This is a genomic window from Devosia sp. Root105, from assembly GCF_001424865.1.
Classification (GTDB): domain Bacteria; phylum Pseudomonadota; class Alphaproteobacteria; order Rhizobiales; family Devosiaceae; genus Devosia_A.
Map to the genome: position 1 here is coordinate 647830 of NZ_LMCR01000012.1, position 13808 is coordinate 661637.

General features: G+C 64.2%; 13 protein-coding genes. 12 read left to right on the forward strand and 1 reads right to left on the reverse strand.

Annotated features, from left to right (window positions below):
• The first annotated feature begins 223 nt into the window (after positions 1-223).
• The 11 genes from ASC68_RS11810 to ASC68_RS11860 all read left to right on the forward strand — a co-directional run bounded on the left by ASC68_RS11810 (position 224) and on the right by ASC68_RS11860 (position 11556).
• Positions 224-1141: a sugar ABC transporter permease gene (locus tag ASC68_RS11810; RefSeq protein WP_055879057.1), complete on the forward strand. Its 918-nt coding sequence runs from the start codon at positions 224-226 to the stop codon at positions 1139-1141.
• Positions 1138-1968, forward strand: a complete 831-nt coding sequence (locus ASC68_RS11815; RefSeq protein ID WP_055879059.1) for a carbohydrate ABC transporter permease — start codon at positions 1138-1140, stop codon at positions 1966-1968. The genes ASC68_RS11810 and ASC68_RS11815 overlap by 4 nt, the downstream gene beginning before the upstream one ends.
• Entirely contained in the window at positions 1968-3080 is a 1113-nt protein-coding gene (locus ASC68_RS11820) for an ABC transporter ATP-binding protein (RefSeq protein WP_055879062.1), read from the forward strand. The genes ASC68_RS11815 and ASC68_RS11820 overlap by 1 nt, the downstream gene beginning before the upstream one ends.
• Before the next feature lie 148 nt (positions 3081-3228).
• Positions 3229-4644: a CehA/McbA family metallohydrolase gene (locus ASC68_RS11825; RefSeq protein WP_055879065.1), complete on the forward strand. Its 1416-nt coding sequence runs from the start codon at positions 3229-3231 to the stop codon at positions 4642-4644.
• Positions 4645-4647: 3 nt separating this feature from the next.
• Entirely contained in the window at positions 4648-5499 is an 852-nt protein-coding gene (locus ASC68_RS11830) for a sugar phosphate isomerase/epimerase (RefSeq protein ID WP_082528095.1), read from the forward strand.
• Positions 5499-6569 (forward strand): Gfo/Idh/MocA family oxidoreductase, encoded by a 1071-nt coding sequence (locus ASC68_RS11835; protein WP_055879068.1) that lies wholly within the window; start codon positions 5499-5501, stop codon positions 6567-6569. The genes ASC68_RS11830 and ASC68_RS11835 overlap by 1 nt, the downstream gene beginning before the upstream one ends.
• A 244-nt stretch (positions 6570-6813) precedes the next feature.
• The gene (locus ASC68_RS11840; RefSeq protein WP_055879071.1) at positions 6814-7965 is read left to right on the forward strand and encodes an extracellular solute-binding protein; all 1152 of its coding nucleotides are present in this window, start codon (positions 6814-6816) and stop codon (positions 7963-7965) included.
• Entirely contained in the window at positions 7962-8840 is an 879-nt protein-coding gene (locus ASC68_RS11845) for an ABC transporter permease subunit (protein ID WP_055879074.1), read from the forward strand. The genes ASC68_RS11840 and ASC68_RS11845 overlap by 4 nt, the downstream gene beginning before the upstream one ends.
• A gap of 1 nt (position 8841) precedes the next feature.
• Positions 8842-9663: an ABC transporter permease subunit gene (locus ASC68_RS11850; protein ID WP_055879077.1), complete on the forward strand. Its 822-nt coding sequence runs from the start codon at positions 8842-8844 to the stop codon at positions 9661-9663.
• A gap of 11 nt (positions 9664-9674) precedes the next feature.
• Positions 9675-10712 (forward strand): ABC transporter ATP-binding protein, encoded by a 1038-nt coding sequence (locus ASC68_RS11855; RefSeq protein ID WP_055879079.1) that lies wholly within the window; start codon positions 9675-9677, stop codon positions 10710-10712.
• 4 nt (positions 10713-10716) lie between these two features.
• On the forward strand, positions 10717-11556 hold the full coding sequence (locus ASC68_RS11860) for a glycerophosphodiester phosphodiesterase family protein (protein WP_055879082.1): 840 nt from the start codon (positions 10717-10719) through the stop codon (positions 11554-11556).
• Between the two features lie 147 nt (positions 11557-11703).
• Here ASC68_RS11860 and ASC68_RS11865 read toward each other — a convergent pair whose 3' ends face one another.
• Entirely contained in the window at positions 11704-12531 is an 828-nt protein-coding gene (locus tag ASC68_RS11865; RefSeq protein WP_055879084.1) for an inositol monophosphatase, read from the reverse strand.
• Between the two features lie 442 nt (positions 12532-12973).
• Here ASC68_RS11865 and ASC68_RS11870 point away from each other — a divergent pair, with 442 nt between their 5' ends.
• Positions 12974-13708 carry a WecB/TagA/CpsF family glycosyltransferase gene (locus ASC68_RS11870; protein ID WP_244488453.1) on the forward strand — a complete coding sequence of 245 codons (735 nt, stop codon included), beginning with the start codon at positions 12974-12976 and terminating at the stop codon, positions 13706-13708.
• Positions 13709-13808: the final 100 nt, after the last annotated feature.

A 13808-nucleotide genomic window follows, 5' to 3' on the forward strand; every position in this document is an offset into this window, starting at 1 on the left:
CTGCGGCCGGGGAGGTTCCTTTTTTTCGATTGGGGTTTGTCACATTGACACGGTTACTGGCGACTGAGGCATCCGGGCTCGCCGCCCCCCTCCCCAACCCTCCCCGCGAGGGGGAGGGTGCCGTTCAGTGTACCTGGCAGGATCGCGCCAATTCCACCGGCGGGCACCTCCCCCCTTGCGGGGGAGGTTGGGAGGGGGGAGCCGCGCGCTCCAGGTTCTCAGCATGAAAAAGAAGAACTTCTCGCTTCTCTCCCACCGCGCCGGCGCTGCCTTCCTTGCCCCCGCCGCGGCACTGGTGGGGGTGTTTGTGCTGCTGCCGTTCTTCTGGGTGATCTTCGTTTCGTTCACCAACCGGACGCTGTTGGGCAAGACCGCGCTCAGCCCGGAGTTCGTCGGGCTCACGAACTATTTCCAGCTGTTCGACCCGGCGACGTTCTTCACGCGTGGGCAGTTCGGCTTTTCGCTGATCCTCACCACGCAGTTCGTGCTGCTGTCGGCGCTGGTCGGGCAGGCGCTGCTCGGGCTGCTGCTGGCCTGGCTGATGCAGACCATCCCCCCTGCCCTCAAGCGGATCGTCGAGACCGCCGTGATCGCGGCCTGGATCCTGCCGGAAGTGGTGATCGGCTTCGCCTGGTTCGCCTTCCTCGACTACGACAACGGCACGCTGAACATGATCCTCCGGGGGCTCGGGCTGCCGGCGGGAGATTTCCTGCTGCAGCAGCCATTCTGGGTGATCGTCATCTTCAACACCTGGCGCGGCGCCGCCTTCTCGATGATGCTGTTCAACTCGGCCTTCGCCTCGATCCCGCCGAGCTATTTCCAGGCGGCTGACGTGGCCGGCGCCTCGAGCTGGCAGAAGTTCCGCGATATCGGGCTGCCGCTGATCCGCGGCCATGTGGTCACCGACCTGATCCTCATCACCATGTGGACGTTCAACGTGTTCACGCCGTTCATTCTGACCAATGGCGGGCCGAGCTACCGCACGGAACTCCTGTCGATCTACAATTACCGCATCGCCTTCCGGGAGTTCGATTTCGGCAAGGGCGCGGCAGTGGGCGTGATCATCATGCTGATCAACCTCATCTTCGCGCTGATCTACCTGTCGTTCGGCAGGAAGAAAGCCAAGGCGGTGGAAGAATGAGGCTGAGCTTCCCGCAACTGCTCGCCCGTATCGGCTTTTCGGCGCTGGCTGCGATCATCGGCATTCTGTTCGCGCTGCCGCTGATCTGGTTCATCTTCGCGCCGTTCAACGCCCGGGCCGAGCTTGGCATCGCCATTCCAGACCCATGGACGCTGCAGAACTTCCTCACCGTGTTCGGCAACGGCTTTGCCATGCGCGGGCTGCTCAACAGCCTGATCCAGAGTGTCGGCGGGGTGATCCTCGTCGCGGCCGCAGCGACGCTGGCGGCCTACGCGCTTTCCCGCTCTTCGATCCCCGGCAAGGGCATGATCACCTATGTGCTGCTGCTGTTCTCCTCGGTGGTGTCGGGGACGGCGGCGATGGTGCCGATCTTCCTGATTGTCTCGTCGGTGGGGCTGATGGACACCCATATCGCTGTCATTCTGGTGTTCGCCGGCGGGCTGCTGCCGACCGCGATGTTCATCCTGCGCGATTTCATCGACGGCATTCCCAAGACCTATGAGGAAAGCGCCATGGTGGCCGGCGCGTCACCGGTGCAGGCGTTCTTCGATGTGGCGCTGCCGGTGATCCGGCCGGGCATCGTGGTCGTGGTGGTGTGGGCCTTCGTCAACATCTGGGGCTCGTTCCTGATCCCCTTCATCCTGTTGCGCTCGGATGACCTGATGCCATCGTCGGTCGCCATCTACTCGTTCTACTCGGAGGCGGGGACGCCGATCGTGACGCTGCTTGCGGCCTACTCGCTGATCTACTCCCTGCCCGTCGTCGCCCTCTATCTCTTCGTCAGCTGGAAGTTCGGCTTCCGCTTCTTCGGTGGAATCAAAGCGTAATGGCCTCGGTCGAATTCCAGAACGTCACCAAGAGCTTCGGCACCTTCAATGCCGTCTCGGACATCAGCTTCAAGGTCGCGGACGGGGAGTTCATCTGCCTGCTCGGCCCATCGGGCTGCGGCAAGACCACCAGCCTGAGGATGATCGCCGGGCTCGAAACCCCGAGTTCGGGCAAGATCATGATCGGGCCCGATGACGTGACCCACCTCCACCCCAAGGATCGGCAGATCTCGATGGTGTTCCAGGATTATGCGCTCTACCCGCACATGAACCTCGCCGACAACATCGCTTACCCACTGAAGGTGCGCGGCGAGAGCGTCGAGAAGCGGCACAAGCGGGCCAAGGAAGTGGCAGACGTCTTGAAGATCGGCGACCTGCTCAACCGGCTGCCGAGCCAGATCTCGGGCGGGCAGCAGCAGCGCACTTCGCTGGCGCGAGCGCTGGTCTATCCGAGCCGGGTGTACCTGTTCGACGAACCGCTCTCCAACCTCGATGCGAAGCTGCGGCTCGAAGCGCGCGGCTTCCTCAACCACCTGCAGCGCGACATGGGGATGACGGCAGTCTACGTGACGCACGACCAGGCGGAAGCCATGGCGCTGGCGACGCGAATTGCGGTGATGGATCGCGGCCGGATCGTGCAGTTCGCGCCGCCGATCGAGATCTATCGCCGGCCGGCGACAACGTTCGTGGCGAATTTCGTCGGCAACCCGCCGATGAACATGATCCCGGTCGAAGGCACGATCGAGGGCGAGCGGCTGCAGCTGCGCGCACACGGAGTGCTGGTGCGGAATCTGCCGATTTCCCAGGGGATCAAGGCGGCGCTCGGCAAGGGCGCCGGGCTGACGCTGGGAGTGCGGCCCGAGCACCTGAGCATGGGCACGATCAACGACGTGAACATGGTCAGCGGCAAGCTGTTCGCCAACGAAAATATGGGCCCCGAAAAGCTGGTGACCTTCGAGCGCCAGGACGGCGGTCGGGTGACGGCGCGGATCTTCACCGACGACGCGGTGGAGACGAGCGAGAACGTGGCCTTCACCTTCGACGGCGCGCACGCGACGCTGTTCGATGCGGAGGGCAAGCGCATCCCGGCGGATGGGGAGATGCCGCTGTGAGGGTGGCACTGCTGACTGAGAGAGACTCCCCCCTCCCATCCTCCCCCACAAGGGGGGAGGTGCCGCATCGAGTGTCCGGCATTATCGCGCCACAGCCCCGACTCTTCACCTCCCCCCTTGTGGGGAAGGCCGGGAGGGGGGTGGCCGCATGACCCAGATCGTAAGGGTCAATGTCACTCGCGCCGACCAGGCGAAAGACCCCTATTTCTACATCCCGGTCACCGTCCCTGCAGGCACCACGCGGATCGATGTGACGCTGGCCTATCCCAAGGCGGATGACTGCGTGATCGACCTCGGGATGTTCGATCCCGGGATGACCGCCTACCCGTCCGAGAATGGGTTCCGGGGCTGGTCGGGTGGGTTTCGCGATCGGTTCCATGTAGCGACCGACAGCGCGACGCCTGGCTATGTGCATGGGCCGATGCCGGCGGGTGAGTGGAACGTCATCCTGGGGCTCTACAAGGTGCCCGCTGATGGCGCCGAGGTGACCGTCACCGTCGAGCTCGACAGCGCCGAGCGCCCGACCAATCCGCAGCCGGAGCGGACGTTTCCGGTGCGCGCCGGCGCCGGGTGGTATCGGGGTGATCTCCATTGCCACACCTTTCACTCCGATGCAGCAGGGTCGCCGGAGACGCTGCACAAGGCGGCGCTACAGGCCGGGCTCGATTTCCTTGCCATCGCCGACCACAACACCATCACGCAGCGACGCTATTTCCATCCGGCCTCGTCGCCCGACCTGGTGTTCGTGCGCGGCATGGAGGTGACCACCGCCGTCGGGCACGCCAATGTCTATGGGGTCGATGAGTGGATCGACTTCCGCATGACCAGGCCGTCGGACGCGCATGTGCTGGCCGACATGGTGCACCGCAAGGGCGGACTGCTGTCGATCAACCACGACAAGCCGACCATCCCCTGGGATTACGAGTTTCCGGCGGCCGACTGCCAGGAGGTCTGGCAATCGACCTGGATGGCGTGGAACTGGGTGTCGCTGGCGCGCTGGCAACAACGGCTGGCGTCGGGTTTGCGGATCTCGGCCATCGGCGGCAGCGACTTCCATCAGCCGGCGAAGCTGCAACCAGAAGGGCCGCTGGTACTGGCGCGGCCGACCACGGTGCTGTGGTTGCCGGAGCTCAGCGAAGACGCAGTGCTTGCGGCGATGCAGGCCGGGCGTGGCTATGTCACCGAAGGGCCGAAGGGGCCGCATCTCGAGATCACCGTAAATGGCCAGCCGATGGGCTCGGCGGTGACGGCGCCGCTCCACTGCGAGGCGATCGTCCGCGGCGCGCGCGGCGACGCGCTGCACTGGATCGACGCGCGCGGCACGATCACCGAGCAGGAGATCACCAGCGGCGACTGGCGGGGCGAGCTGGCGCTGCTCGACGGCGCCGAAAAGTTCGTGCGCGCCGAGATCATCGCCAAGGCCAGCAGGCCTTGGCTGATCGAAGAGTTCACCAAGGCGGCGAGCGAGCGCGGCGAGTTGCCGTGGCAGCTCAAGGGCTCGCACCTCACGGACGAGCCGATCCGGCGCGCCATTTCCAACCCAATCTACATCGATCAGGACTAGCTCATGTTTATCGGCAATGCCCCGTGTTCCTGGGGCATCAACTATCCCACCGGCAACGCCTACACCTGGCAGGAGTACCTCGATCAGGTCGCCGCTTCGGGCTATCGCGGCACCGAGCTTGGGCCGTTCGGGTTCCTGCCCAAGGACAAGGCAGTGCTGGGGCCGGAGCTCGAGCGGCGCGGGCTGACGCTGATCGGCGCTACGCATGTGCACACCTTCGGCGACCGTGCTTCCGCACCGGTGCTGATGGCGACGCTGCGTGAGCTGGCGCCGCTGCTGAAGGACCTGGGCGCGAAACACCTCGTCATCATGGATGAAAGCAACTGGTACCCCGAGGGCCAGGAAGGCGTGCTCGATCGCGAGGGCTGGACCGGGCTTACCGCCACGGTGCGCGAGGCACAGGCAGTGATCGAGGGCGAGTTCGGACTGAAGGCGAGCTTCCACCCGCATATCGGCACAGCAGTGGAGTTCGAACGGCAGATCGACCGGCTGCTCGAGGAGACCGAAATCGACCTCTGCTTCGACACCGGACACCATGCCTTCTGGGGCCAGGACCCGCTGGCCTACATGGAAAAGGTGTGGGGCCGGATCGCCTACATGCATCTGAAGAACGTCGATGCGACGGTGCGGCAGCGCGTGCTCGACGGCAAGCTCTCGGTGGCGGCCTCCTATGGCGCCGGGGTGATGGCCCCCCTGCCCGATGGCGCCGTCAACATCCAGGCAGTGATGCGCTTCCTCGACCAGAAAGGCTTCGATGGCCCGATCGTCGTCGAACAGGATATCGCCGAGCATGCAGTGGAGACACCGCTCGAACTGGCAAAGCGCAACTACGTCTACATGCAGGCGATCGCGTGATGGCAAAGCTCAGAGTCGGCCTGATCGGCCTCGGCGAAGTCGCGCAGCTGATGCACCTGCCGCTGCTGGCGGACGACCAGCGCTTCGAGATCGCGGCGGTGACCGATGTCTCCCCCAGCCTCGTCGCTCACGTGGCGGAGCGCTATGGAGTGAAGACCCGGCATGCGAGCGCCGAGGCGCTGATCGCCGATCCCGCAATCGACGCGGTGTTCATCCTGACGCCGGATTTCCTCCATGCGCCGCTCTTGGAAAAATCCATACGCGCCGGCAAGCATGTGTTCATCGAGAAGCCGGCGGCGCTGACCGCGGCGGAACTGAAGCCGTTGCTGGAGCTCGACAAGACCAACACCAAGACAGTGTTCGTCGGCTATATGCGACGCTTTGCGCCAGCGTTCACCGCCCTCAAGGAACGACTGCCGCCGCGGGAGGAAATCCGGCACGTGCGGATCCGTGACCTGATCCGCGAGAGCCAGTTCTTCGTCGACCAGTCGCGCAATATCTTCCGGCCCACCGACGTGCCTGCTGAAGCCATTGCCGATGGCCGGACGCAGACGCAGGCGCTGCTGAAATCGGTGATGGGCGAGGCGCGGCCGGATCAGCTGCGGGCCTACCAGGTGCTGACCGGGCTCTCGTCGCACAGCTTTTCTGCGATGCGCGAACTTTTCGGGGCGCCGAATTCGGTTGCGGCGGCGCGGCAGCATCGCGGCGAGAACGTGCTGGTGATGTTCGACTACGGCACGTTCACCGCACTCTACGAGGCGGTGATCCATGACGTGGCGCGGTTCGACGCCGGCATCGAAGTGCTGACGCTGAACCAGCACTTCAAGATCAACTACGACACCCCGTATGTGCGGAACCTGCCCACCCGGCTGGAGATCACCACCTCGGATCTGCACTCGACCGGCACCGAGATCATCGGGCCGTTCTACGAGGATGCTTTCCGCGTGGAGCTCGGCGCCTTCCACCATGCGGTGACAACTGGGGAAAAGCCCAAGACGTTGCTGACGGACTCTCTCAAAGACCTCGAGTTGTTCGCCGAAGTCGGCCGTCACTTCTTGTCGCAAAACTGACGTCATCAACGCCCTGAAAGCCCCGGAAACCGGGGCTCTCCCACTGTCATCCTGATGTCATGGGAGTGCGGTTTAAGCGGCTAGACCACGCGCGCGGAATAAATCAGGCGCGCGCTGTCACAATGGAATTTCCGTTCCATTTTTCGCTTGCCAGCGGGCCCACCGAGATTAGTCTGGTCCCTACGGTCGGCGTCAGATTGACCTGCCGCGGGATGGCCCGCAGGCGAACCTGGGAGAGACAACGATGAAACGTCGTGCGTTTATGCTTTCGGTCGGCGGCGCAGCCGCCGGTATGGTGCTGCTGCCGCGGATGGCCTTCGCCGAAACCGGCAAGATCGACTGGTACACCTCGTCGGACCAGAACATTCTCGACTTCTGGACCAACGTGGTGAAGCCGAAGTTCGAGGCTGCCAACCCGGGCGTCACCCTGAACCTCGTGGATGCCGGCGACGCAGCCGGGCAGACCGCGATCGGCGAACGCGCGCTGGCCGCGATGCAGACCAAGACCGACCCGCAGGCCGACTATTTCGAATCCGCCGACTGGCGCCTGCCGGCCGGGGCGGCCGACGCCGGGCTCTATGTGAACATCAAGGAAGCCGGGCTCTCAAACTATTCCAAGATCAACCCGCTGGCCTTCGACGGCGACTACTCGGTGCCGTATCGCGGTTCGCAGGTGCTGCTCGCCTATGACACGACCAAGCTCGATCCGGCCAATGCGCCCAAGAGCTTTGCCGACCTCGTCACCTGGATCAAGGCCAACCCCGGCCAGTTCATCTACAACCGTCCCGACAAGGGCGGTTCGGGTGGCAACTTCGTCCGCCGCGCCATCCTCGAGGCGAACGGCAAGGACCTCGGCAAGTTCAAGATCGACAACTACACGCAGGAAGCCGGCGACGCAGCGCTGAACCCGGCCTGGGACATTCTCAAGGACTTGTCGGGCTCGCTGTTCGACAACGGCGCCTACACCTCGGGCAACACCCAGTCGATCCAGCTGCTGGGCCAGTCGGCGGTCACCATGATCCCGGCCTGGTCGGACCAGGCGATCCAGGCGATCAACACCGGCGTGCTGCCCGAGACCACCGGCCTCGTGCAGTTGCAGGACCTGGCGCTGCCGGGCGGCTTCTCGCGCTCGGTCGTGCTCTCGAATGGCGTCAACAAGGACGCAGCGCTGAAGCTCGCCGACTTCATCCTCACCGAGGAAGTGCAGTCGGCCGTGTTGAGCGAACTCGGCGGCTTCCCGGGCGTTGCCTGGGACTATGTCAGCCAGGACCTGCGCGAGAAGTACAAGGACGTGATCCCGACCACCATTCCGGCGTTCCCGGGTGGTGACTGGGAAAAGGCCATCAATGATGGCTGGTATCGCAACGTTGCGCCCAACGTGGACCGCAACGCGTGAGCCTTTCGGCCACGAGCGACATCGTCGGAACCAAGACTCGCAGGGGGCTCACGGGCCTCCTGCTGGTCGCCATTCCGGTATTCCTGGTCGTCTGGATGATCATCTGGCCGATCATTTCGGCCATCGGACGGACCATCTGGCTGCCCAATGATGGTGGGACGGGCAGGAGCTTTTCGCTCGAGACCTACAAGTTCTTCTTCACCGATCAGTACAGCCTCAACAACCTCAGCGTGACGCTGTGGACGACGGGCATCTGCGCCCTGCTCCTGGTGCTGATCTGCCTGCCGATCGCGCTCTACCTGCGCTTCGCCAAGGGGCGGCTCGCGGCCTACGTGCAGGGCCTCGCGATCTTTCCGATGTTCGTGCCCTCGATCATCCTGAGCTACGCGATCATCCGCGTGCTGGGGCCGAACGGCACGGTGGACCTGCTGCTCAACTCGGTCGGGCTGCCGCATATCCGCTCGCCCTACCTGACGCCGTGGGGGCCGGTGATCGGGCTGGTGTGGGACAATATTCCGCTGACGGTACTGATCCTGCTCTCGGGACTGGGCAACGTTTCCAACCAGTCGATCGAGGCAGCGCGCGATGTCGGCGCCGGGCGGCTGGCGGTGCTGTGGCACATCATCCTGCCGCGCATCTCAAATTCCATCCTGGTGGCGGTGAGCTTTACCGTCTTGGGGATCTTCTCGGCTTTCACCCTGCCCTATGTACTGGGGCCTGCGGCGCCGGAAATGATGGGGCCGTTCATGCAGCGCACCTTCCGCGACCTGAACGATCCGACCAACGCCATCACCCAGGCGGTGATCGCCTTCTGCTTCTGCATCGTGTTCGGGCTGTTCTACGTCCGCTCCGTCGCCAAAAACCGGAATCCGTGAGATGGCGCACACCCTCGTAGAAAAGCGCATCGACTGGACCGGCATCCTGTTTGCCGTGGCGCTGACCATCGTCATCGTCTTCCCGCTGCTGGTGGTGGGGACCTGGGCCTTCACCAATGTGTGGCGCTACCCCTCGGTGATCCCGCAGGAGTTCGGGCTGAAGTTCTGGCAGCAGACGCTGGCGCGAGCCGATGTGTGGAGCTCGATCACCATGAGCCTCAGCCTCGCAACCATGGTGACGCTGCTTTCGGCGATCATCTGCCTGCCGGCCGCCTACGCTTTCGCGCGGATGGATTTTCCGGGGCGCAGCATCCTGTTCTTCTCGTTCCTCGCCGGGCACGCCTTCCCCAAGTTCGGCCTGCTCGTCGCTATTGCCGGCATCTTCCTGCAGCTCAACCTGATCGGCACGTTCTGGGGGGTGGTGCTGATCCAGCTGGTGGGCACGCTCCTGTTCATGATCTGGATCCCCGTGGCGGCGTTCCAGGCGGTTGACCGGCGGATGGAAGAAGCGGCGCGTGACGTCGGCGCCGGGCCGTTCCGGGTGTTCTGGTCGATCACCCTGCCCCAGGCCGGACCAACCATTGCGGCGGCGGTGCTGCTGAGCTTTGTCGGCACGTTCTATGAAACCGAGGGCGCCTGGCTCATCGGCGCACCGCAGATCCGCACCCTGCCGGTGCTGATGATCAGCTTCATCAACAACCAGCCGGTGATCCAGTATGGCGCGGTGCTTTCCGTACTGCTCTGGGTGCCGAGCTTCATCGCGCTGCTGTTCGCGCGCCGCGTCATCAGTTCGGGCAGCTTTGCCAAGGGCTTTGGCGGTTAAGGAATCCACGCATGTCCGTGCTCGAAATCAGAGATGTGACCAAGGCTTTCGGCGCCACCAAGGCGGTGGACAGCTTCAGCCTGACCGTCGGCGACGGCGAACTGGTGTGCCTGCTCGGCCCCTCCGGTTCCGGCAAATCGACACTGCTGCGGATGATCGGCGGCTTCGAGACGCCGACGTCGGGGCATGTGGCGATTGACGGTGAGGACGTGACGCGCGTGACGCCCGAGAAGCGGCCGACCGGCATGGTATTCCAGAGCCACGCGCTGTGGACGCACATGAACGTGTTCAAGAACCTGGCCTTCGGACTGAAGCTCAGGCGGCTGCCGGAGGCCGAGATCAAGCGCAGGGTCGAAGCGGTGCTGGAACTGGTGGGGCTCGGCGGTTTCGGCCACCGCGCGACGACGCAGCTTTCGGGCGGCCAGCAGCAGCGCGTGGCGCTGGCGCGCTCGCTGGTGCTGGAGCCGAAAATCCTGCTGCTCGACGAACCTTTCGCGAGTCTCGACCAACACTTGCGCGAACGACTTCGCGAAGAAGTTCGGGACATCCAGCAGCGGCTGAAGATCACCACGCTGTTCGTGACGCACGGGCAGGATGAAGCGCTGGCGCTGGCCGATCGGATCGTGGTGATGCGTGATGGACGGACCGAGCAGGCGGCACGACCGGACGTGGTCTATCGCGAACCGGCGACGCCGTTCGTTGCGGGTTTCATCGGCACGATGAACCTGGTCGATGGCGCAGTGGCCAATGGCACGTTCACGCACTCGGGTTTCACCGTGCCGCTGCCGGTGGGCGACGGCGCGGCGACGCTGGCGGTGCGGCCGGAGGCGCTCGAGATCGTCTCGGCCAATGGCGGCGGCATGGCCAAAATCCACCGCGTCACCGATTACGGCACCCATGCCATCGTCGATATCGAGTTGCCCGATGGCACACGTCTCAAGTCGATGACCAGCGAGGCGCGCGACTGGTCGCATGGCCAACCGATCGATCTGAAGCCGAGAGCGTTTGCGGCCTATCGCGACAACGCGGCAATCCACCGGAGCAACTAAGACCATGGCCGACGCGATTTCGGTGACCCGCGCGGGTCATCGCACGTTCTTCAAGTGGCATCGTGGACGTCGCAGAGGCTCCGATCCGGTGTTCACCGGGCGGCGGATCATTGAGGGCATGCAGCTCGGCGCCAGCGTCGAGGTGGACCTGGTGATCCATGCCGATGACGGCATGGCGGTGCTGCACAACCTGTCGCTGGAGCGCGAGACGACCGGCAGCGGACTGGTGCGGCAGACCTCAGCGGAAACGCTGCGCGGCTTGCATCTCAGGAACAATGACGGGCAGCCGATCGATGACAAGGTGATGCTGCTCGAGGACCTCGCGGCGCTGATCGTGCGCGACGGCGCGCATCCGGAAGGGTTATTGCAGCTCGACTGCAAGGAAGATGCGGCGGCGCTCAACCCGCGGGTGATCGCCAGCTTCGCCGCAGCGCTCAAGCCGGTGGCACGGCACTTCATCCTGTCGTCGGGCGACGCGGAGTCGGTTCGGATGCTGACCGACAGCACGCCAGGGCTGAGGATCGGCTACGACCCCTGCCACAAGGGCGCGATGGAGCGACTGATGGCGACGCGCGACTACGCGACGTTCGTTGCCGACGCCGTGGCAGCTTCGCCGAAATCGGAGCTCGACTATCTCGAGTATCGCCTGGTGCTGGAAGCCGACCGCGATGGGTACGACCTCATCGGCGCATTCCATGCACATGGGCGGCGGATCGATGCCTATACGGTGCGACGGGCTGACGATGAGGGGATGGCGGTGGTGCGCCGCCTGCTCGAGCTGAAGGTGGATCAGATCACGACGGACGACCCGGACGGGGTGGCGGCGGCGCTGGCTGCTGACTGAAGCAGACGACCCCCTCCCGGCCTCCCCCATGAAGGGGGAGGTGAAGAGTCGAGTGGGTGGCTGGATCGCGCCATGTGCACCGGCGGGGCACCTCCCCCTTCATGGGGGAGGATGGGAGGGGGCCGTCTCTCACAGTGAGACTCAACCTCACACCCCCTTCGGATGCTTCGCTTCCTTCTTCGGCACATCCTTCAGCTTGTCGATCAGATACGCATGCGTCGCCTTGTTGGCGACGATCATGGCGCCGGTCTGCTCGTAGTACTCCGGCCCCCTGCCCCACCAGTCGGTGACGATGCCGCCGGCCTCCTGGACGAACAGGATGCCCGCGGCTGTGTCGGTGAAGCCGGTCTCTTCGTAGTAGCCGGTGAGCCGGCCCATCGCGACATAGGCACAGGAATTGGCAGCGCTGCCAACGATGCGGACAGCCCCAACCGGGGCCCGGATGGCATCGAGGCGCTCATAGGCGCCGGGATAAAGCGAGAGGCCCGGTGTGGGCAGCCCGGTGCCGATGTTCATCAGCCCGATATCGGTCTGCTCGGAGACCTCGAGCCGCTCGCCGTTGAGGAAGCTGCCCTCTCCCGCAATGGCGGTGAACATCTCGTCGGCGGGCGGATTGTAGAGCACCCCGATCACCGTCTCGCTGCCCCGGCGGAGCGCGATCGAGATGGTGTAGTGCATGCCGTTGATGAAATTGGTGGTGCCGTCGATCGGGTCGACCAGCCAGCGATACTCCTGGTCGGCCTTGTCGACGGGCGGGAACTCCTCGCCGGTAAAGCTCCAGTCCGGATAGCGCTCGAACAGCAACTTGCGGATCAGCAGCTCGGATTCCTTGTCGGCGTCGGAGACGAAATCCGCCGGTCCCTTGATGCCGATCTCGATGTCGCGGAAGCGCTTGAAATAGCCCAGCGTCAGGGCTCCTGCCTCGCGTGCAACAGTGACCATGTCGGCAAGGATGGCGTCGTAGGAAATGCTCATCGGGACTCACTCGCTCGTAGGCAAGGAGCTTAGCGTGAGCGGTGGTAGAGGACAGAAAAATCAGCGTTCTGGTCGCGCCGGCAGGGGACTTTTGACCGCCCGACCGCTTGGTGCAACGCGAGGCGTAACGTCGTTGTCAGCCGGGGCTTTTAGTCGCCGCGAAGGCAGCCGTAACGACCGGGCGAATAGTCAAAAGGTAACCAAAAGCAAGGGGATGGTTGCCATTGAAAAAATCCGGGAGCTAGACTGCGCTCATGTCATCCTATGATGCGTGGTCAGAGTCTCTCCCCGCACGAGACGATGCTAGATACGACCAAGCCCTCCAGCAGGGCGATGTCATCCACGTTGACGGCGGTTTGTTCGTTTCCAACTCGATGGCAGGTGGCGCGACTTGCGCGCAACACTGTCTCGGACCTCGAGGGCAGAAACGCAATTGAAGTATATGGGCATCGACTTCTTCGAGGGCACACAGGACGATCTGAGACGCGTGCTGCTCGACAGCAGCGATCGCTTTCGTTTCGTCGTCACGCCCAATGTCGATCACGTGAACATCCTGCGCGAGGACTCGATCCGCGGCCGGCAGTTGCGCGATGGCTATGACGGCGCGGACATCGTTGTCTGCGACAGCAGGGTACTGGAGTTGCTGGCCCGCGTGCGGTCCATCCGCTTGTTCACCTACCCGGGGGCTGATCTCGTCAAGGACCTGGTGGAGGACCCTGCGTTCGCCCATGTGACGATCGGCGTTATCGGTATCGGACGCGAAGGATTTGACATTCTGCGGCAGCGCCACCCTGCCCGCCCCCTGAGGTTCGTGGCGTCGCCCTCGCACATGGACATCGGGTCCCCGGAGTTTCACGCGGCGACCGAACAGGCAGCCACAGCAGACTGGGACATCCTCATCATCGGTCTTGGCGCTCCCAAGCAGGAACAATTCGCCCTGGCGCTCAAACAGAAGCGATCTTCCGGCGCTGCGATCTGTGCCGGGGCGGCGGTCGACTTCCTGATCGGCCGCCAGAAGCGCGCGCCCGAGATCATGCGCCGGCTGCGCATTGAATGGCTCTTCCGACTGGTCAATGAGCCAGGCCGCTTGTGGCGGCGATACATCCTTGGCGCGCCGAAACTGCTGTTCTTGCTGGTCAGCGGACAAGACCTGACCGACGGACGGCCACCGAAGTGAGGGGAACACGCAGACATCCGATGTCAGATCGGGTTCGATCGACGCCGCGCGTCGCGTGCGGCGTTGCTGCCGACGAGCCGGCGAGCGAAGGTGGCGCCCC

Coding starts and splice junctions, on each gene's coding strand:
- ASC68_RS11835 (WP_055879068.1), top strand. CDS start 5,499: ATGGCAAAGCTCAGAGTCGGCCTGATCGGCCTCGGCGAAGTCGCGCAG.
- ASC68_RS11865 (WP_055879084.1), bottom strand. CDS start 12,531: ATGAGCATTTCCTACGACGCCATCCTTGCCGACATGGTCACTGTTGCA.
- ASC68_RS11820 (WP_055879062.1), top strand. CDS start 1,968: ATGGCCTCGGTCGAATTCCAGAACGTCACCAAGAGCTTCGGCACCTTC.
- ASC68_RS11840 (WP_055879071.1), top strand. CDS start 6,814: ATGAAACGTCGTGCGTTTATGCTTTCGGTCGGCGGCGCAGCCGCCGGT.
- ASC68_RS11830 (WP_082528095.1), top strand. CDS start 4,648: ATGTTTATCGGCAATGCCCCGTGTTCCTGGGGCATCAACTATCCCACC.
- ASC68_RS11855 (WP_055879079.1), top strand. CDS start 9,675: ATGTCCGTGCTCGAAATCAGAGATGTGACCAAGGCTTTCGGCGCCACC.
- ASC68_RS11825 (WP_055879065.1), top strand. CDS start 3,229: ATGACCCAGATCGTAAGGGTCAATGTCACTCGCGCCGACCAGGCGAAA.
- ASC68_RS11860 (WP_055879082.1), top strand. CDS start 10,717: ATGGCCGACGCGATTTCGGTGACCCGCGCGGGTCATCGCACGTTCTTC.
- ASC68_RS11870 (WP_244488453.1), top strand. CDS start 12,974: ATGGGCATCGACTTCTTCGAGGGCACACAGGACGATCTGAGACGCGTG.
- ASC68_RS11850 (WP_055879077.1), top strand. CDS start 8,842: ATGGCGCACACCCTCGTAGAAAAGCGCATCGACTGGACCGGCATCCTG.
- ASC68_RS11810 (WP_055879057.1), top strand. CDS start 224: ATGAAAAAGAAGAACTTCTCGCTTCTCTCCCACCGCGCCGGCGCTGCC.
- ASC68_RS11815 (WP_055879059.1), top strand. CDS start 1,138: ATGAGGCTGAGCTTCCCGCAACTGCTCGCCCGTATCGGCTTTTCGGCG.